The sequence below is a fragment of the Actinomadura madurae genome, from assembly GCF_047130825.1.
Taxonomy (GTDB): domain Bacteria; phylum Actinomycetota; class Actinomycetes; order Streptosporangiales; family Streptosporangiaceae; genus Spirillospora; species Spirillospora madurae.
Genome location: NZ_CP083237.1, coordinates 3216720 through 3235929, shown reverse-complemented (window position 1 = coordinate 3235929; position 19210 = coordinate 3216720). Strand labels below are relative to the sequence as shown.

Here is a 19210-nt window from a genome sequence, read left to right as displayed (position 1 = left end):
GACCGTCGGTGGGCTGCGGTGTAATCGGGGCATGTCTTCGGTGACGTGGGATCAGGTGCTGGCCTGGCGGATGCGGCGGCAGTACGTCGAGCAGGCGGAGGAAGCCCCCGCGCTCGACATCGCCCGGCGGCTGGCGGGCGTGCAGGCGCAGGTCGCCTCCGCGGCCGAGCTCGCCGTCGCGGTGCGCCAGCGGACCCCCGTCGCCGGCGAGGTGGCACGGGCGCTGCTGGACGAGCGGACGCTCGTCAAGACATGGGCGGCGCGCGGCACCCTGCACCTCCTGCCCGCCGACCAGGCCGCCGCGCATCTCGTGCTCTGCTCGGCCGCCCGCCACTGGGAGAAAGGGAGCTGGCAGCGGACCTTCGGCGCCACCCCGGCCGACCTGGAGGCGATCGCGGCCGCGGCGACCGACGCCCTGTCCGAGGGCGCCGCGCTCACCCGTGAGGAACTCGCCCGGGCCGTCGTGGACAGGACGGGATCGCAGCATCTCGCCGACGTGCTCGGCTCCGGCTGGGGAACGCTGCTGAAGCCGCTGGCCTGGTGGGGCGTGCTCTGCTACGGCCCCCCGCAGGGCAACAGGGTCACGTTCACCTCACCTGCCCGATGGCTGCCCGGCTGGGCGGGCCTTCCGGCGGTGGAGGACGCCGCCCGCACTGTGATCCACGCGTACCTGGGCGCTCACGGTCCTGCGACCGCCGACGCGTTCGACAACTGGCTGATGCGCAAGCAGAACCGCAAAAAGGACCTCAAGGCCTGGTTCGCCGCAGCAGAGGACGGGTTGGCCACCGTCGAGGTGGAGGGCGAACCCATGTTCGTCCTGGAGGAGCACAAGGACGAGTTGATGGAGACCCGGCCGACGGATTCCGTCCGGCTTCTCGGAGCCTTCGATCAGTACGTGCTGGGCGCCGGAACGAGCGCGACGTACCTGGTGCCCGCAGAGCACAGGAGCAAGGTGAGCCGAGCCGCCGGCTGGATCTCCCCGGTCGTCCTGTACGGGGGACGGGTCGCCGGCGTCTGGGACGCCAAGAACGGCGACTTGGCCGTGACCGCATTCGAGGACATCCCCGCGGGCCCGCTCAAGGACGAGACGAACCGCCTCAAGCCTCTGCTGTCCTGACCGCGCGGGCCTCCCCCGGCGAAGCGAGCCCCGCCGCACACCGCGTCCACCATGGTCGTCTAGGGTGCCCAGCGTGGACGAGCGGGACGAACCGAACGAGTACCGGCAGACACGTTACGAGGCCCCGCAGGGCGCCACCGACGTGCTCCTGATCAGGCACGGCGCCTCGGCACCGGCGCATCCTGACCGGCCGTTCCCGCTGGTGAACGGCCAGGGCGACCCGGAACTGGCCCCCGAGGGCCGCGAACAGGCCGAGCGGGTCGCCGAGCGCCTCGCCGGGGAGGACCTGGACGCCCTCTACGTGACACCTCTGCGCCGCACGGAGGAGACTGCGGCGCCGCTGGCCCGCCGACTCGGCCTGCAACCCAAGGTCGAGGCCGGGCTGCGCGAGGTCCACCTGGGCGAGTGGGAGGGCGGGCTGTTCCGCAAGATGGTCGCCGAGAACGACCCGGTGGCCCAGCGGATGTTCGCCGAAGAGCGCTGGGACGTCATCCCGGGTGCGGAGGACTCCGAGGCGTTCGCCGCGCGTGTCGAGGAGAGCATGACCCGGCTCGCCGCGGCGCACGCGGGCGGCCGGATCGCGGTCTTCACCCACGGCGGCGTGATCGCGCAGGCGCTCGCGTCGGCCACAGGCGCCAGGCCGTTCGCGTTCCTCGCCCCCGACAACGGGTCGATCTCGCGGCTGGTGCGGCTCGGCGGCCTGGCGTCGATCCGCGGGTTCAACGACGTCTCCCATCTGGACTGGTCCGCCCCGGCACCGCTGACCTAGAGACGGAACCGACCTAGAGACGCAAACGCAGCTTCTGCCCGGGACGGAGTTGCGCGGCAACGTCGATCGCGGCGGAGGCGAGCACGGCGGCCACCGGGTACCCGCCCGTCGTCGGATGGTCGGACAGGAAGATGATGGGCATCCCGCTGGGCGGAACCTGGAGCGAACCGGTCACCATGCCTTCGCTGCCCAGTTCGCCGTCGCGCGCGCGGACGAGGGGCGGTCCGTCCAACCGGACGCCTACGCGGTTGCTGTCCGGCGACACCTCGTACTGCTTGGACGTGAGCGTGACCATGGCGTCCTCGGTGAACCAGTCATCACGCGGCCCGGGGATGATGCGCAACACCGGTATCTCAGGGAGAGGCGGCGCCGGCGCGACGTCAACGGTGATGTCATCGAGGTTCTCGACCGAGCCGACCGGCAGCCGGTCGCCAGGGGAGAGGGGCGCCGGTCCCAGACCGGACAGCAGGTCGGTGGAACGACTCCCCAGCACTTCATCGACCACCACACCACCCCGCACGGCGAGATAGCTCCGGAGTCCTGCCGAGGGCGTGCCGAGTTCGAGGACGGCACCGTCCCGCACATGGCACGGTGCGTGCGTCCCGCAGGCCCGGCCCTCGATGCGCACCGGCACCGGCGCCCCGGTCACCGCGACCCAAGCGCGGTCACGAAAGCGCAGGGCCGCACCGCCGAAGGTGAACTCCACGCCCGCCGATCCCTCGGGGTTGCCGACGAGCCGGTTGGCCAGCCGGAACGCGCCCTCGTCGGCGGCCCCGGACCGGGGCACGCCGAGGTGGGCGCGGCCGGGTCTGCCGAGGTCCTGGACGGTCGCCAGCGGCCCCGGTCGCACGACCTCGATCAAGGACGCTCCTCGGGCACGAACCGGACGCGCATCCCGGGCCGGAGCAGGGACGGCTGGTCGCGCGACACGTCCCACAACCGCAGGCCGCTGTGCCCGAGCAGCCGCCAGCCCCCCGGCGACCGGGACGGGTACACGGCCGCGTACGGTCCCGCTATCGCGACCGAGCCGGCCGGCACGGACGTCCTGGGAGACTCGCGCCGCGCCACGTGCAGCGCCGGGTCCAGCCCCGACAGGTAGCCGAAGCCGGGGGAGAACCCCAGGTAGGCGACCGTGTACGAGGCCGCGGAATGGCGGCGGACGACCTCGTCGCGGGACAGCCCGGTGAGGTCGGCGACCTCGTCGAGGTCCTCGCCGTCGTAGACCACCGGGATCTCCACCGGCTCCGCGTCCCCCTCGGCGTCGCCGGGCAGCCGCAGCCGCGGGAGCCCCGCCGCGATCCGGTCCAGATCGGCCGACGCGCCGGCGATCACCAGGACGGTCTGCTCGCCGGGGACGACGTCGACGACGCCGGGGAGCGGCGTGTCCCTCAGCGCGGCGTTCAGCCGGTGCGCGGTCGCCAGGTCGCCGGTCTCGACGAGCAGGGCCCGGTCACCGGCCCGCAGGACGTTCACGCGAACGGCTCCAGCGCGACCTCGGCGTCGGACAGGGCCGACCGGACGGACCGGGCCAGCGCCACCGCACCGGGCGTGTCACCGTGAACGCAGATGGACCGGGCCTTCAACGCGACCTCGCTGCCGTCCACGGCGACGACGGTGCCCTTCACGGCCATGCGTACCGCGCGCTCCACCACGGCCTCCCGGTCGTGGATGACCGCGCCGGGTTCGCGGCGGGACACGAGCGCCCCGGACGGGGTGTAGGCACGGTCGGCGAAGCACTCGGTGACCACCGTGAGCCCGTCGGCGACGTCGCGCACCGCGGACGACGGGAGGGTCAGCAAGGGCAGTGACGGGTCGTACTCCCGTACCGCGTCGGCCACCGCACGCGCCTGCGCCGCGTCGCGCGTGACCCGGTTGTAGAGGGCCCCGTGCGGCTTGACGTAGGCCACCCGCCCGCCCTCGACGCGCGCGATGCCGTCCAGCGCGGCGAGCTGGTACAGGATCTCGGCGGTCAGCTCCGGTGCGGCCACGTCCATCTCGCGGCGACCGAAACCGGCCAGGTCCCGGTAGGACACCTGCGCGCCGATGGTCACCCCGCGCTCGACCGCCGCCGCGCACACCCGGCGCATGATCAGCGGGTCGCCGGCGTGGAAACCGCAGGCCACGTTCGCGCTCGTGATGACGTCGAGCAGCGCCAGGTCGTCGCCCAGCTCCCAGATGCCGAACCCCTCGCCGAGGTCGGCGTTGATGTCGATGACCGCCATGCCCAAGACCTACCACCGATCCGCGTGCCTCAGACGGTCTCCTCGTGCAGACCCTCGACCTCGTGCTCGGACGCCCACGCCTGGTACACGCCCCGGTCGAAGAGCTCCAGCCCGAGTGCCTCCGCCAGTGGCGCCTTGCCTCCGCTGTACTCCACGCGCAACCAGCCGTCGTGCTCGCCCAGGACGACGAACGGTTCGCCACGCCATGTGCAGTGCGTCGTCACGTACCGGAGCTGGTCGACCTCCGACAGGGGCACCACCCGCACGTACCTGTCCGGTGCGACTTGACGGAACCCTTCGGCCTGCCGCGTGGCGTAGAGCCGCACGAGGTCCTCGTCCGGGCTCGCCTCGTACTCGGTGCCCCGCCAGGTCGCGTAGAAGCCGTGCCTGATGGTCACCGGTGTCCTCCCGGCCGCTTCACGACCCACCTGCGCAGGTCGGCGTCGTAACCCGCCACGAGGGTCTCCGCGCCTTCGGAGTCGAGCCGGTACATCTCGGCGGCGTGCGGCAGCCGCTGGCTCTCGATCTTGAACTCGGGGATGGCGGGCCCGTCGCCGGGCGCGTAGCCGGAGCCGGGGAACGGCGCCTTCTCGATCACCCAGCCGCCGGGGATGATCCCCATGCTCCACTCGTCGATCCCGCCCAGCGGGCGCCGGAACAGGGCCGGTTTGACCGCCGGCCAGCGGAGGACGAAGACCTGCTCGTCCGCGGGTGAGAACGGCGAACCCTCGTACACCAGCCCGAGCGCCCGGATCAGTGCCGCGGGTGTCCTGATCTCCCGCAGGTCCTGGAACCGGTGCACGTAACCGGCGACGAGGTCGTAACCGCCTTCCAGGTAGTGCTGCACATGTTCCGGCCGCAGGACCTTCTGCATCACCACGATCTGGGACGCCCTGTCCGGAGGCTGCTGCTCCTTGGGGGACGGCGCGCTCTGCGGTGGCGTCGCCGGCACATCGCGCTTGCCCTCCGCGCCGCCACGTCCGTGACCCGCGACAGGGACGTCCTGCGCTGTGTGCCTGGACGCGGCGTCTCGTGCGCCCGGCCTGCTCGGGGCCGGGCTCGGGGCGTCCTGGACGACGCCCTGCCCGCCATGCCCGGAAGGAGGGACCTCCTGAGCGGATCCCGCTCCTCCGATACGGGTATCGGCCTGGGCCGCGGCAGTGGGGATGCTCTGCTGCCGGGTGGTCGCCTTGTCGCGATCGCGCTGGCCGTAGAGGGGCGCCACCGGGAGGCCGTGGGGGTCGCTCGGCGTTTCGCGGGACGGGTTCACCGGGGCACCGGACCGGCGCGAGGGCAGGCGCCGCTGGTCGGGGGGCGTCTCCCGCGCCGCCGGGGCCTCCGGGGCGCGGGCCGGCTGAGGAGGGGCGGGACGCTGCTCGGGAGTCCGCTGCTCGGGAGTCCGCGGCTCGGGCGCGGGACGCGGGGCGGGAGCCGCCGGCCGCGCGGCCGGGGCCGGTGGAGCCGGAGCCGGAGCCGGAACCGGCGGGAGAGGAGCCGGTGGCGCGGCGGCCGGTGGCGCCGCGGCGGACGGCGCCGGAGCCGGAGGCGGCGCCACCGGCGGCGGAGCCGGGGGCGCCGGAGCGGGAGGTCGGCGCGCGGGTGAGGTGCCCGCCGGGGCTGTGCCCGCCCGTGACGGCGCGGGAGCCTCGGAGGGTACGTCCGGTCCGGTCCGGGCCCGTTCGGGGCTCTCCGGCGACTTGGGGGCCCGGCGTCCCGCGGCCGGGTCCCGCCGGGCGGCCTTGCCGCGGGTCCGCTTGGACGGGCCCGCCACGTGGACGTCCGTGGGCGCGGGCGGCGTGGGCGCGGCCCGGCGCGGCTCCTCGGGTTCGAGCAGCGCGTTGGCGTCCAGGTAGCACGCGCTGGGAAGGCCCGGGTTCACGGCCAGTTGCCACTCCGGGTGCGGCCAGCGCCGGGACAGCTCCGCCAGCGTCGCCTGGCGGTGATGGACCGCCTGCCCCTGGAGGGAACGATCCATCGCCTCGGGGGAGGTGAAGGCGAGGATGAACGTGCCGTCGCCGAACTGGGCCGTGGCGAACTGCTGCCCGGCCGCCTCCGGATCGCCGGGCGCGGGCAGGTAGAGGACCGCGCGTGCGAGAAGCTCCAGGTACCCGTGCTGGTCACCGCGTTCGCGGGCCTCGGTGAGCGCCCTCTCCAGGGTGGATCCGGAGGGACGCGCCCGGCGGGACGCCGCCTGCCCGGAACGGCCCTGCTCCTCGGGGACGGCCAGCGGGATGCCGAGACCCGGCAGCGCCAGCGGCCCGCCGTCGGGGCCGGATCTGCTCGCCTGGTAGACGAGTTCGAGCGGGGACTCGATGCGGTAGACGTCGCGGAACGCGCCCATCATCTGCCCGGCGAGAAGGGCGCACGCCTCCAGGAGTTCGGTGGAGGCACGCCCGCCGCGCTCCCGGAAGGTGAGCCGGTCCCACCAGTTCTTGCGCTCCTCCTCGTCCGGCGGCTCCCAGCCGAGCGCCCTCAGCCGCCGCTCCTGGCGCGGTGCCAGCGGACGGGGCAGGAACGCGCTTCCGACGGCCTCGGCGTCCAGCGCGCCCTCCGACCTCATGGCCTGGACATAGGGCAACCCGCTGGGCCCCTGCACGATGAGGAACGACGTGACGGGCAGGCGTGAAAGCTCCAGAGTCAGCCGTTGGGCGAAGTCGTTCCAGTCCACTCGGGATCCACTTTCACGTCCGCGGGGAGGATGCCGTACTCGACGGTAGCCGAACGCTGGGTCACTCGGTCCAGGGAGCCGGAACGGCGTCCGCCCTCACCGGCGCCCAGATGCCGCCCACCGCGTCGAAGATCGCGAGCGGTGTCCGGTCGCCTTCGCCGGTCGTACGCCAGAGACGGGTGCCGTGAGGTGGCCGCATGGGGACGCTGGCGGGCCGCTTGCCGTGGGCCGGCGCCCTTCGCGGAGCCGGCGGATCCTCGGCCGGGAGGGCGGCCGGGATTTCGGCCGGGATTTCGGCCGGGATTTCGGCCGGGGAGTTGGCCGGGGGATCGACCGGGGAGTTGGTCGGCGCGCCCAGGGGGGCCGCCGCCGGCTCGGGCCGCGTGCGCTCCGGCTCAGGCTCCGGCTCCGGCTCCGGGCGTGGACGTGGCGGCTCCGGGGAACCGGCTTCGAGCGCCGCCCGCAGGTCGGCCGCCGTGTACGGATCGATCGCGGTGTGGGAGTCGTCGAACGGGCCGTCCTCGACAGGGCCCGAACCGTTGACCGCCGGCGCGGAACCGCCGGCGACGGGGTTCGGCCCGGCGAGCGCGTTCGGTTCGACCGCACCGTACGGGTTGGGGACGTCCGGTGCCGCGGCGGGCGTGACGTCCTGACCGGTGTGCAGCCGGCCGATGACGGACGAGTCCAGCAGGACCTCGCTCGGCAGGCCCCAGTTGATGGCCAGCCGCCAGGCGGGGTCGGGCCAGCCGGACGCCAGCTGCCCGAAGGACACGCGCCGGTACAGGCCGGGGTGGCGGTCGCCGGCGCGCGCGAGGGCACCCGGCGAGGTGAACACCGTGATGTAGGTGTCGCCGCCGATCGTGATGGTGGGGAACTCGGCGCGGTCGGGGTCCTCCACGGCCGAGGCGGTCGCCGGGAGAACCAGGTCGGCGCTCGCCAGCAGCCTGAAGTAGGTGGTGTTGTCGCCGTTCGCCTTGGCCTCGGCCAGGCGGGGTTCGAGCAGTTCGGCGTTCATGCCGGGCACCGCCTGCTCCGGCAGCGGCATGGGGGTGCCCGTGGAGGGAGGGCCGGCGGGCAGCGGGTTCGCCTCCGGGACGGCGCCGGACGACGCGCGGCGCTTGTTCACGCGCGACGGGTCGGCCACGTCGATGCCGAAGCCGAGGAGTTCGATCAGGCCGTTCCCGTGCCGGTGGAACGACTCGTACACGAGGTCCGACGGGCGCCGTACGCCCTGCACGTCCCTGAGCGCGGTGACCATCACGTCCGCCAGCCGCGAGTAGTCGGCGTCGGTCACGGCCGGCATCCCGCCGGGCATGCCCGTCTCCGGCAGCTCCGTCCACCAGTTGCGCGGGGCGGGGTCGGCGGGCGGGCGCCAGCCCGCGTCGCTCATGACCTCCTCGTCGGCCAGGGTGAGGAGGAGCGGCCCTTCCAGGAAGTTGTTGCTGACGGCCTCGGCGTAGAGCCGGTCGGGCTCGCGCATGGCCTGGACGTAGTGACGGCTCTCATCGCGCTCGCGCACGATGAGGATCGTGTCCGTTTCGAGACCCGCAAGCTCACGTCCCAGCCGCCGGGCGAACTCGGACCACTCCAACAAGATCACTCCCTACGACCGGGGGCCTGACCCGGGTCCCGCGAGACCATGCCCGGGAACCGATGATTGTCGCCGGGAGCGCCGCGCGCAAACCGGGAGTTCACTCGGGCGGTGGTTCGTGACGAAGCACACGCAGACCCTCGCGCAGGGCTTCTGGATCACCCCCGGAGCGGTCGAGGACGTCGATGAGTTTGTGCAGGATTTTGTGGCGTTCGTAGCCGACGTCCAGGAGCGACTGGGCGGTGTCCCACAGTTGCGGGGGATCACCGTCCCACAGCCTCTCCGCGAGGCGGACGTGCGCGTCGAGGTGGTCCTCGTCGCCGCCGGGGTGCTCGAACTCCAGGATGACGCGGCGGTCGTCGGGATCGGCGGGATCGAGCTTCGACAGGTCGATGAAGCCGTGCCGGCCGGAGTGCCGGTGCGTGCCCGAGAGGAACGGCAGGGCGAACGCCCGGCGGGGCAGCGCCTCCAGGTCGCCGTCGGGCAGCAGGCGGTCGACCAGTTCACGGTCGAGACCGAAAGCGGACGGGTCGCGGTACGCCTCGGCGAACTTCGCGGTCGCGTCCCAGAGGGCGTCCAGCGTGGCTCTGATCCCCTCTTCCGGCAGCCCCGTGCGCCTGCCCGCCCAGCGCACCCACGCGGCCAGCACGTGGGGGACCGCTTCCTGTTCCGACGGGGAGAGGAGAACCTTCCGCGGAAGCCAGTCGAGCAGGAACATCTCGCACTTGATCGGGCTGACCCGCAACGGCCGGCCGAAGTCGTGGGTGCAGCCGTAGTCGATGATGCGGTCCACGCAGCGGCTCGCCGCGGAGAGGTCCGACAGCTCTTCCGCTTCATCGGAGGCGAGGAACCTGGCCGCGATCGTCGCGCGCCTGTCCCGCCCGTACACCGGCGGCTGGGGCAGCCGCCCACCCGGCGGAAGGATGTCCACCCGCGCGCGCACGAACGCGTGGTAGGAGCCGAAGTTCTCGCTCACCGGCGGGTCGTCGGTTGTGTTGGTGAGATCGAGGGCGCTCCGCAGTAAGGCCTTTGTGTCGCGTGAGTCCAACTGCTCGAAGCGCATCAGCGGGTTGTCGCGGCCTTCCCTGCGGCAATGGTCGAGGAGCTTCTCCACCTGGGACGAGACCCAGGCGTCCCTGACCATCCCGCTCGTGGGCGGGCGTCCCGCATGTGCCGCGGGAGTGAACGGGCCGGTGGACGGCTGGACGGCTCCGGCCTTGTTGCGGTCCACCAGGATGACCAGGGCGTGCCGCTCGGTGCCCCCGTAGGTGTAGGTGCAGATGACGGAGTCCTGGTCGCCGTAGACGTCCCTGGACACGTAGCAGGCCTCCGGTTCGACCATGCCCACCCGGTCGGCCCATCCGGGCCTGGCGACGCCGTCGGCCATCAGTTCCAGGGCCGCGCGCTCGGCCATGGCCGCCTGCCTGGAAGTTCCCATGTAGGCGACCCCGGTGAGCAGCGCGAGCGCGGCCGGCGTCCGCGCGGCCCCGGCATGGGCGACCAGGGCCTCGCCGATGACCTCCTCGACGTCCCCGTCGGGCACGCGCTGCCCCCACCACGAGCCGAGGATCTCGCTGACGATGAGTTCGGCGTCCAAAGGACTGCGGACGGCGAGCAGTTCCCGGGCGTGCCGGAGCATGCCGTCGAAAATCGCCGAGATCTCGTTCGAGGGTGTGGGGCCGTCCCAGGCCGGGTCCCCGGAGGAGCGGTTGCGGCTGCGGGGACTCACCGTCCTAGCTTCTCAGATCCGGCGAGGCCGGTGTGAAGGACACCGGTGAAGGCCGGAATGGGCCGCCGCGCCACAGGCCTCCCATCGGTCGGCCGCTCAGCCGTCCACCCCACCGGCGGGCGCACGCCCGGAGGGCGGCTCCGATTTAAGGATTCCGGTGAGATGCTCGCGGGCCATCCGCTCGACCCTGGCGGGCGTGGCATCGAGCCCCAGATGGGCCATGCACGCCTGGACGTCGGCCACGCACCGGTGCACCGCCTCCGACGGGAAGGTCGTGAACTCGTCACAGAGCCGTCGTGCGAGCGCGTCGCGGATCTCGCTCCGGTGATCGGCCAGTGCAGGCATCTGCGCACACCTCCGCGCACGGGGTTCCGGCGGACGGGGATGCCGCCGGCCGAGACGCGGCACCACCTACGGCCGCCATGGAAGCGTCCGCGAACCCCGCCTCGATGTCCCATTCCAGCGTTTTTGCGGGGCAAGTCAAGACGTACCGGGACGTCGTTTCGCAAATTCTGACCCCCGGTCACCGGAGGTTTCGTCCGGATCGCCGGTCCGAGCCCTGACCTGCGCGTCCGCCCAACGGGAGTGATGCCGCGCCGCCCAGCCCGGATCGACCCGTCCCGTGAGCATCCCGTTGAGCGCGCCACGGTCCCGCAACGCCTCCCACAGGTGCCCCGCGGTCACCACGACGATGATGAGGAACAGCCAGTCATGGACGAACGTCGCGCCCGTCCGCCACCGGTCGCCCCACGGCCCGGGGAAGGTCATGATCTCGCCGGTGCCGAGCATGATGAGGATCGCGCCCGCCGTGAACGCCGCGTTCAGCTTCTGTCCTGCGTTGAACTTCCCCACGGGAAGGATCCCGCGGCCGCCCTGCACGGTCCGACGGTCGCTGCGTTTGAGCCAGTCCCAGTCCGCTGGGACGAACCTGTTGAACTGGCGGAGGTCGGCCCTGAACGCGCGGGACGCGAGCCCGAGCAGGACCGGCACAGGCAGCGCGAAGCCGCACCACACGTGCACGGTCTTCACCATCTCCCTGCGGCCCACCAGTGTCGACAGCATCGGCAGGTAGAGCATTGCCGCGGTCACCAGGCAGATCAACATCAAGAGCGCGGTGGCATGGTGAATCGAACGTTCGGCTCTGGTGAACCGGACGAGCCACCTCGGAGGGTGGTCAGGTCGGCTCATCATCACGCCCGTTCGACCGTCCGACCCACGCGTCCACGTCGTAACCGAGGTTCTCCCAGTAACCGGGCCTCACCTTGTCGGTGAGTTCGATGCCGTCGAGCCACTTCAGCGACTTGTAGCCGTACATGGGCGCCACGTACAGCCGCGTCGGCCCGCCGTGGTCGTGAGTGACCGGCTTGTCGTCCATCATCTGGGTCGCCACCAGAACGTCTCGGCGACGCGCCTGTGCCAGCGTGAGTGACTCGGTGTAGACGCCGTCGAACGACGTGAACCGCACCGCGCGTGCCTGGGAGGACACGCCGACCGCGTCGAGCAGATCGGGCAGTGCCACGCCCACCCACCGCACATCCGGCACACGCCAGCCCGTCACGCACTGGAAGTCCCTGTCGAGCACCGTCTGCGGGAACCGCGCCAGGTCGGCCATGCCGAACGACTGCGGCTTGTCCACGAGGCCGGTAACGGTCACCCGGTGGGTCGCGGCGCTGTGACGCTTCACGCTGGGGGTGACGGAGTAATACCGGAACCCGCCCGCCGCCGGTAGGACGTCCCCGATCGGTCCTACCGGCGCCAGGGTCCGGCTCACCTTGTCCTGGACGGACGCTCCGACGGCGACCCCCGCGGCGCCGAGGCCGAGCATCGTGAGCACGACCCGCCGTCCGACCGGGCTGCCTTCCGCTCGTTCCTCCTCTTTCACCCCTCCATTCGAACACCGCGGCCTGCGGCCCGCCAGGTTTCCGTGATGTCCGTAAGACTTCTGACAGATTCGGAGCCCGCCCTAAGCTGGGCGCATGGCCACGAAGGTTCATCTCACGCAGCGTCCGGAGGCCGACGAGCTCCTCGGGCGCAGCCCGCTGGCCGCGCTGGCCGGCATGCTGCTCGACCAGCAGGTTTCGATGGAGTGGGCCTTCACCGGCCCGTACACCATCGCCCAGCGGCTCGGCACCGATGATCTGGACGCGCACGAGATCGCCGCGCAGGATCCCGAGCGGTTCGCGGCGCTCCTGTCGGAGAAACCGGCCGTCCACCGCTACCCGGGTTCGATGGCCAAGCGCCTGCAGCAGCTGTGCCAGTACCTCGTCGAGCACTACGACGGGGACGCCGAGAACGTGTGGAAGGACGTCGAGAGCGGCAAGGAGCTGTTCAAGCGCCTGAACGGTCTTCCAGGGTTCGGCAAGCAGAAGGCGCAGATCTTCCTCGCGCTGCTGGGCAAGCAGTACGGGGTCCGGCCGGAAGGCTGGCGGGAGGCCGCCGGCGCGTACGGTGAGGAGGGCTCGCACCGGTCGGTCGCCGACATCACCGGCCCCGAGTCCCTCGCAAAGGTGCGTGCCTTCAAGCAGGAGATGAAGGCCGCCGCCAAGGCCACCAAGGCCGCCAAGTAAGCGAACAAGATCGCCAGGAAGGCGAGCAGGGCCGCTGGAAAGCGGATACCGCCAGGCAGGACGCTTGCGGAGACGGCCGACCGGCCTGTCAACTCGCCGAGCGAGGCGGGTTGACACCCTGTGATGCCGAGGCGCCGTAACATCTCCTACTCGCCGTCCGGACGGCCGCCTCGCGCGTCCTTCCGGGACGGCGTCCGAAACCGACGCGTTCGTCCGGGGCCGAAGGGACAAGGATGTTCATCAGGGCTTCCGTACGCGGCGAACCATCGGGATGATGATTACCTGACTCCGACCGGTGTTGTGATGGAGGCGGGAGCGCTAACCTGCTCCCATTCACTCATAGTGATGAAAACTTGCCGCGCGGTACGGGACCCTCTGGGGCGGAGGTGTTGTCCTTGAGCACCGAGACGTCCGTCCCGCATCCCCGCGTCTCAGGGGTGGAGGGGCAGCCCATGGATGCGTCCGACGCCGCACTGTATGCGACCCTTCTGAAGGAGGCCCCCGGCGGGCTGGCGTTCTTCGACGGCGACCTGCGCTGCCGCAGGGCCAACGACGCGCTGGCGGCACTGCTGGGCGTGGCCGTCCGGGATCTGCAGAAGCGCAGGCCCTCCGAGGTGCTGCCCGAGGCCGTGGCCGCCGCGTTCGAGACGGCCCTGCGCAAGGTGATCGACGAGGACCGGCCGGTGAGCGACCTCGATCTGGTCGTCCCCGCGGACACCCCGGAAGGGCCGCCCGGCGACGCCTCCGGCGTGGCCACGGCCGTCGAGGAGCGCATCCTGGCGTGCACGTGGCTGCCCGCCAGGAACGGCGACGATGAGCGCCCGGGGGTCGTCCTGACCGCCTTGGACGTCACGGAGCGGCGCCGGGCCGAAGAGGTCATCCGCCGCAAGGAGCAGCGCTACCGGTCGCTCGTGGAGGCCAGCGCTCAGGTGGTGTGGGTCGCCGCGCCGGGCGGCGGTGTGATCGACGACGCGCCCGAGTGGCGCGCGATCACCGGCCAGACGCCGGACGACTACGCGGTCGGTGGCTGGCTGTCGGTGGTGCATCCGGAGGACCGGCCGCGCATCGAGGCGGTCTGGCGCGAGTGCGTCGAGGAGAACCGGGTCTTCGAGACCAACTACCGGATCCGCACCAAGAGCGGCACCTACCGCCATTTCGACGTCAGGGCCGTGCCCATCTGGCAGGGCGACGCGGTGATCGAGTGGGTCGGCGCCAACACCGACGTCACCGGGCAGCGCGAGGCCGAGGAGATGCGGGGCCGGCTGACCGAGCAGCTGTCGGCGGCGGCGCTGCGCACCGCGCGGCTCCAGCAGGCCACCTCGATGCTCGCCGAGGCCCTGACCGTCTCCCAGGTCGTCCAGGTCATCACCGAGGTCGGACGGTCCGCCATCGGCGCCGACTACTCCGCGGTGGCGCTGCTGGACGACGACAAGCTGCGGCTCAGCATCGTGGCCCCGTCCCAGCCCGGGACGGACGGCGAGACGGCGTCGGCCTCGGCGTCCCGCGACGCGATCAAGGTCAGCGACCAGACCGTGATGTCGGTGGCGGTCCGCGAGAGTCGGCCGTTTCTGGCCGAGCATCCCGACAGCCTGCGCCTGCAACTCGGTCACGGTGAGCGCGATCTGTTCGCCCAGCACACCGAGGAACGCGCCTGGGTTGGCCTGCCGCTGCTCGCGGCGGGCGCCCCGATCGGCGCGCTGCGTTTCTCCTTCACCCGGCCCAGGGAGATCACCGAGGAAGAGCGGGTCTTCCTGGAGGCGCTCGCGGGCCAGTGCGCGCTGGCCGTGGAGCGGGCGCTGCTGTTCGAGCGCGAGCACAAGACGGCCGAGGAACTGCAGCGCAGCCTGCTGCCGAGCGACCTGCCGCAGCTGCCGGGCATGGTCCTGGCCGCTCGCTACAACCCCGCGACGCGCCACGTGCAGGTGGGCGGCGACTGGTACGACGTCTTCCGCCTCCCGGACGACCGGCTCGCCGTGGCCGTGGGCGACGTCATGGGCAAGGGAGTCCTCGCCGCGGCCGGAATGGGACGCGTCCGCAACGCCCTGCGCGCGCTCGCGCTCAACGATCCGCGTCCCGCCGCAGTACTGGCCGGGCTCGACCGGCTGTTCAGCGCGACCGAGGACGAGGAGCAGTTCACCACCGTCGCGTACGTGGTCATCGACCCTGAGACGGGGCAGGGGGAGTTCAGCAACGCGGGCCATCCGCCGCCTCTTCTGATCTCGCCCGACGCGCCCGCGCGCGTGAGCACGCTGGAGCCCGGAACGCCGCTCGGCTGGCCGAGCCAGCGGCAGCAGACAAGTTTTTCCATCGAGACCGGCAACACTGTGGTGTTCTATTCCGATGGACTTGTGGAGAACCGTAGGCGTGGGGTGGACGCCGGGCTGGAGGAGCTCGTCGCCGTGGCGGCCGACGCCCCACCTGAAGTGGTAGGAGATCCCGAAAGACTCGTCGACTTCCTGGTCGATCGGATGCTTGCCGGATATGAGCAGGTAGACGATGTGACCGTGCTTGCCCTGCACGTCCCGCCCAAGCCCGCGTGAAGCCCGCCGAAGACGGCGTGAAGACGGTGGAGCGCGTTCGAAGGACCGTCCCGCGCCCTCTAAGGTGGAGAGTTACCGGGTAGGACTCCAAGGCGGAATGCGCAGCAGTGCCAGAATGCTTGACCCAGAGAGAGCGGGTACGCTGCGGTCCCGCACCGGGAGGTCCGCTCCGTGTGTGGTCCCACCCAGTGTGAGGCCGGGCCCGTCAGGGCACTTGGGTCAACCAAGCCACACGTTCGTTCGAGAGGTATTTGTGTCGCCTGCTAGCTCGACCTCGAAAGCGTCAGATCTGCACGATCACGTCATCGCGCAACTGATCGAGCGTGGACGGTCCCAGGGTTACCTCGACGCCGACGACGTACGACGTACGTTCGAGGAGGCCGACATCCCCGTGTCGAAGGCCTCCAGCATTCTGCGGAGCCTCAGCAAGGAGGGTGTGACCGTCATGGTGAGCGCTGCCGACTCCGCGGCGCCCAAGCGTCCGCGCAAGCGCGCGACGCAGCCGGCACGCAGGCCCAAGACCGCCGCCGCCGCCAAGGAGCAGCCCGACACGGTGACCGCCGTCGTCGGCGACGACGCGCCGGAGGAGGCCGTCGCCGAGCCCCGCCCGGCGGCCCCCAAGCCCGCGCCGCCCAAGGGCAGGAAGGCCGCGCCCGCCAAGGGCGCCAAGGCCAAGGGCAAGAAGGCGGCGCCCGTCAAGAAGGCCGCGGCCCCGGCCGCCGCGCCGGCCGCCAAGGCCGCGCCGGCCAAGAAGGGCGACGCGCCGGAGGTCGACGACGAGGTCGACGTCGACGTCGACCTCGACGAGGACCTGACCGACCTCGACGTCGAGCTGGAGGACGACGCGGCCGCCGAGGTCGAGGAGCCCGAGGCCGAGGGGGACGAGGCGCCGGCCGCGCCCGCCGCCGCCAAGCCCGCGCCCGGCGCCAAGCCGGACACCCCGACCGAGGAGGAGGGCTTCACCCTCGGCGACGACGACGAGGACGCGCCCGCCCAGCAGATCGCGGCCGCCGGCGCCACCGCCGACCCGGTCAAGGACTACCTCAAGCAGATCGGCAAGGTCCCCCTGCTGAACGCCGAGCAGGAGGTGGAGCTCGCCAAGCGGATCGAGGCCGGGCTCTTCGCCGAGGAGCGGCTCGCCGTGTCCGGTCCCGCGATGTCCGAGGAGGACCTCGAGGACTTCGAGTGGATCGCCGAGGACGGCCGCCGCGCCAAGAACCACCTCCTGGAGGCCAACCTCCGCCTGGTGGTCTCGCTCGCCAAGCGCTACACCGGGCGCGGGATGCTGTTCCTGGACCTGATCCAGGAGGGCAACCTCGGCCTGATCCGCGCGGTCGAGAAGTTCGACTACACCAAGGGCTACAAGTTCTCCACGTACGCCACCTGGTGGATCCGGCAGGCGATCACCCGCGCGATGGCCGACCAGGCCCGCACCATCCGCATCCCGGTGCACATGGTCGAGGTCATCAACAAGCTGGCGCGGGTGCAGCGGCAGATGCTTCAGGACCTGGGCCGCGAGCCCACCCCGGAGGAGCTGGCCAAGGAGCTCGACATGACCCCGGAGAAGGTCGTCGAGGTCCAGAAGTACGGCCGCGAGCCCATCTCCCTGCACACGCCGCTCGGCGAGGACGGCGACAGCGAGTTCGGCGACCTCATCGAGGACTCCGAGGCGATCGTCCCGGCGGACGCGGTCAGCTTCACGCTGCTGCAGGAGCAGCTGCACTCCGTCCTGGACACGCTCAGCGAGCGTGAGGCGGGCGTGGTGTCGATGAGGTTCGGCCTCACCGACGGGCAGCCGAAGACGCTGGACGAGATCGGCAAGGTGTACGGGGTGACCCGCGAGCGCATCCGGCAGATCGAGTCCAAGACCATGTCGAAGCTGCGTCACCCGTCCCGTTCCCAGGTGCTGCGCGACTACCTGGACTGAGAACACGCGTGAGGCAGGGCCCCGCCTGGTGCGGGGCCCTGCTCCTATGCCGCGTTGTTCTTGCGCTGCGTTCTTCTTCCGCCGCGTTCTTGCGCCGCCCTGCGGGGCGTGTCGCGAGCGTCAGTCGTGGAGGACGATGTCGAGGTTCGTGCCGTTCAGCTCGGCGGTGTGGCCGAGGTCGGCCACGGCCTTCAGCAGCGCGTCCGGAGTGCGCGGCGACGCGCCCGCCTTGAGCAGGTCGTGCGCGATCCGCCCGCGGGTGGCCTTGGCCATGTGGCTGACGACGGTCCGCTTCGGGACGCCCCGGACGAGCCGTTCCCGGAACACCCGCACCGCGACGGCGGGCCGCGGCGCCTTCCACACCGACGCGTACGGGCCGGAGCGCATGTCGACGACCAGGTCGCCATCCTGGAGGGCCTCGTGCATCACCTGGCGCATCGCCGGGCGCCACAGCGCTCCCAGACGTCCCGCAGGCGGCAGGGACACCGCCATGGCCAGCCGGTAGGGCGGGACGCGGTCGGTGAGCCTCAGCGCGCCCCACAGGCCTGAGAAGACGATGATCTGCTCGGCGGCGGCCTCGGCGTCCAGGGCGGCGAGGTCGAGATTGTCGTAGAGGACGCCCGTGTAGAGCCGGGCCGCCGGCAGCGCGGGCGCCTCGTGCAGCGCCCTGTTGCGGGCGAGGGCCTCGTCCGCCTGCCCGGGGGAGAGGCCGAGCACGTCCGGTGCGTCGTCCCGCCGGCACACCTCGGCGAGGGCCGCGAGGACGCGCTCACGGACGGGCGTGAGGCCGGGGAAGCTCAGCGAGGCCAGGTCGAGGGGCGGACCGTCCCCGCCAGTGGCCTTCTTCTCCGACGGCGGCAGCAGGATGTGCACGATTCCCCTCGAAAGCGGTGGCTGATGGAACAGCTCCTGGAGTTCGGCCGGCTCGTCGCCGAGGCGTGGCCCGCGCCGTCCAGCCAGGATATTGGCGGCCGGCTGCTCCGCCATGCGGAGGGCGTGACCAAGCGTGCCAACTCCGTCCTGCCCCTGGACGATCCAGGGGATCTGGAGCATGCCGTCGATCGGGCGGAGCGTTTCTACAGCGCGCTGGGGCTGCCGACCGTGTTCTCGATGGACGCCCATGCGAGGCCGGCGGGCCTCGACGCGTTCCTGGAGGCACGGGGCTACGAGATCGCCGATCCGACGCTCGCGATGGTGGCGGACGTTCCGGACGCCTCCGGACGCGCGGACGTGGAGATCGTGGACGAGCCGAGCAGGGAGTGGCTCGATCTCTGGTGGTCGGTGGACGGCCGCTACGCCCACCAGCTGCCGATGGCGGAGAAGATCCTCACCGGTGTGCCGGCCGGCTATGCGTCGCTGGACGGCGTGGCCGTCGGGCGCGGCGTCCCCCAGGGTGAGTGGCTCGGCGTCTACGCGATGGCCGTGGCCCCGGAGGCGCGCGGGCGTGGCCTGGGGCGGCGCGTCCTGCGAGCGCTCCTCGCCTGGGGACGCGAGCAGGGGTGCGAGCGGGCGTACCTGGTCGTGGTCGAACGGAACGCCCCGGCCCGGTCCATGTACGCGGCGGAGGGCTTCGTGCCCGCCGGGGGCTATCACTACCGCGTGAAGAATGTCACGGCCGGGTGAGACTCAGGCGTCCCTCGTGATCAGCATCACCTGAATCCCGATTTCCGCTACGTTAAGTGATTGTGTAATCACACTGCGGAGTGGGTGTCCATTTGGCTCTGCGGAGTGACGAAGGGGCGGAAATGTGAACGGCGGCCACCGTGTCCGGTGGCCGCCGTTCCGGGGCTCGTGCTATTTCGAGGGCTACCGCTCGTCGTCCACCGCGGTCGCCGGGGTTTCGTTGAGCCGATCGGTCTCGTCCTGAATGTCGGCCCCGTTGGCGCGGAGAGCCTCTGCGTACTTGCGCCCGTGGTGGGCGCAGAACAGAAGGTCGCCGCCGCCTACAAGGACTGCACGGACGTAGGCCTGAGCGCCGCAGCGGTCGCATCGGTCGGCGACGGTCAGCGGCTTGGTTGGGGCAAGGGCTCCAGTCACGGCACCTTCCTCATGCTCGGGGTCGGTACTTAGGACAACATCT

18 protein-coding genes are annotated in these 19210 nt (G+C 71.7%); 6 read left to right on the top strand and 12 right to left on the bottom strand.

Annotation, left to right across the window (positions count from 1 at the left end; genetic code table 11):
* The first annotated feature begins 31 nt into the window (after positions 1 to 31).
* Together K8Z49_RS14620 and K8Z49_RS14615 are read left to right on the top strand one after the other, a co-directional pair.
* Entirely contained in the window at positions 32 to 1117 is a 1086-nt protein-coding gene (locus K8Z49_RS14620) for a winged helix DNA-binding domain-containing protein (protein WP_412519222.1), read from the top strand.
* 73 nt (positions 1118 to 1190) lie between these two features.
* Complete coding sequence (locus K8Z49_RS14615) at positions 1191 to 1886, top strand: histidine phosphatase family protein (protein ID WP_024936150.1); 696 nt, start codon at positions 1191 to 1193, stop codon at positions 1884 to 1886.
* 13 nt (positions 1887 to 1899) lie between these two features.
* Here the strand turns inward: K8Z49_RS14615 and K8Z49_RS14610 are convergent, their stop codons facing one another.
* From K8Z49_RS14610 to K8Z49_RS14565, 10 genes are all read right to left on the bottom strand, one after another.
* Complete coding sequence (locus K8Z49_RS14610) at positions 1900 to 2748, bottom strand: biotin-dependent carboxyltransferase family protein (protein WP_412519219.1); 849 nt, start codon at positions 2746 to 2748, stop codon at positions 1900 to 1902.
* Complete coding sequence (gene pxpB, locus K8Z49_RS14605; RefSeq protein ID WP_021599013.1) at positions 2745 to 3359, bottom strand: 5-oxoprolinase subunit PxpB; 615 nt, start codon at positions 3357 to 3359, stop codon at positions 2745 to 2747. Before pxpB ends, K8Z49_RS14610 begins: the two co-directional genes overlap by 4 nt.
* On the bottom strand, positions 3356 to 4108 hold the full coding sequence (locus K8Z49_RS14600; protein ID WP_021599014.1) for a LamB/YcsF family protein: 753 nt from the start codon (positions 4106 to 4108) through the stop codon (positions 3356 to 3358). The genes pxpB and K8Z49_RS14600 overlap by 4 nt, the downstream gene beginning before the upstream one ends.
* 29 nt (positions 4109 to 4137) lie before the next feature.
* Positions 4138 to 4506 carry a hypothetical protein gene (locus tag K8Z49_RS14595; protein WP_021599015.1) on the bottom strand — a complete coding sequence of 123 codons (369 nt, stop codon included), beginning with the start codon at positions 4504 to 4506 and terminating at the stop codon, positions 4138 to 4140.
* On the bottom strand, positions 4503 to 6776 hold the full coding sequence (locus K8Z49_RS14590) for a TY-Chap domain-containing protein (protein WP_412519217.1): 2274 nt from the start codon (positions 6774 to 6776) through the stop codon (positions 4503 to 4505). The genes K8Z49_RS14595 and K8Z49_RS14590 overlap by 4 nt, the downstream gene beginning before the upstream one ends.
* A gap of 61 nt (positions 6777 to 6837) precedes the next feature.
* The gene (locus K8Z49_RS14585) at positions 6838 to 8370 is read right to left on the bottom strand and encodes a TY-Chap domain-containing protein (protein WP_412519215.1); all 1533 of its coding nucleotides are present in this window, start codon (positions 8368 to 8370) and stop codon (positions 6838 to 6840) included.
* Between the two features lie 97 nt (positions 8371 to 8467).
* Positions 8468 to 10006, bottom strand: a complete 1539-nt coding sequence (locus K8Z49_RS14580; RefSeq protein WP_412521059.1) for a hypothetical protein — start codon at positions 10004 to 10006, stop codon at positions 8468 to 8470.
* A 186-nt stretch (positions 10007 to 10192) separates the two neighbouring features.
* Entirely contained in the window at positions 10193 to 10441 is a 249-nt protein-coding gene (locus K8Z49_RS14575; RefSeq protein WP_021594729.1) for a hypothetical protein, read from the bottom strand.
* A gap of 135 nt (positions 10442 to 10576) precedes the next feature.
* Positions 10577 to 11284, bottom strand: a complete 708-nt coding sequence (locus tag K8Z49_RS14570) for a cytochrome b/b6 domain-containing protein (protein ID WP_412521057.1) — start codon at positions 11282 to 11284, stop codon at positions 10577 to 10579.
* A complete protein-coding gene (locus K8Z49_RS14565) occupies positions 11271 to 11978 on the bottom strand; it encodes a molybdopterin-dependent oxidoreductase (RefSeq protein WP_024936156.1) in 708 nt (235 codons plus the stop codon). The genes K8Z49_RS14570 and K8Z49_RS14565 overlap by 14 nt, the downstream gene beginning before the upstream one ends.
* Before the next feature lie 94 nt (positions 11979 to 12072).
* Between K8Z49_RS14565 and K8Z49_RS14560 the strand changes: the two genes are divergently transcribed.
* The 3 genes from K8Z49_RS14560 (at position 12073) to K8Z49_RS14550 (ending at position 17130) form a co-directional block, all read left to right on the top strand.
* The gene (locus K8Z49_RS14560) at positions 12073 to 12663 is read left to right on the top strand and encodes an HhH-GPD-type base excision DNA repair protein (RefSeq protein ID WP_021594732.1); all 591 of its coding nucleotides are present in this window, start codon (positions 12073 to 12075) and stop codon (positions 12661 to 12663) included.
* Between the two features lie 452 nt (positions 12664 to 13115).
* Positions 13116 to 15203 carry a SpoIIE family protein phosphatase gene (locus K8Z49_RS14555; RefSeq protein WP_177287901.1) on the top strand — a complete coding sequence of 696 codons (2088 nt, stop codon included), beginning with the start codon at positions 13116 to 13118 and terminating at the stop codon, positions 15201 to 15203.
* Between the two features lie 253 nt (positions 15204 to 15456).
* Positions 15457 to 17130 (top strand): RNA polymerase sigma factor, encoded by a 1674-nt coding sequence (locus K8Z49_RS14550; RefSeq protein ID WP_075024343.1) that lies wholly within the window; start codon positions 15457 to 15459, stop codon positions 17128 to 17130.
* Between the two features lie 120 nt (positions 17131 to 17250).
* Here the strand turns inward: K8Z49_RS14550 and K8Z49_RS14545 are convergent, their stop codons facing one another.
* Entirely contained in the window at positions 17251 to 18003 is a 753-nt protein-coding gene (locus K8Z49_RS14545) for a YaaA family protein (RefSeq protein ID WP_111829725.1), read from the bottom strand.
* 24 nt (positions 18004 to 18027) lie between these two features.
* On the opposite strand from K8Z49_RS14545, the gene K8Z49_RS14540 reads away from it, so the two are divergent.
* Complete coding sequence (locus tag K8Z49_RS14540) at positions 18028 to 18753, top strand: GNAT family N-acetyltransferase (RefSeq protein ID WP_412519212.1); 726 nt, start codon at positions 18028 to 18030, stop codon at positions 18751 to 18753.
* A 183-nt stretch (positions 18754 to 18936) separates the two neighbouring features.
* Here the strand turns inward: K8Z49_RS14540 and K8Z49_RS14535 are convergent, their stop codons facing one another.
* Positions 18937 to 19167 (bottom strand): DUF7455 domain-containing protein, encoded by a 231-nt coding sequence (locus tag K8Z49_RS14535; RefSeq protein WP_021594737.1) that lies wholly within the window; start codon positions 19165 to 19167, stop codon positions 18937 to 18939.
* Positions 19168 to 19210: the final 43 nt, after the last annotated feature.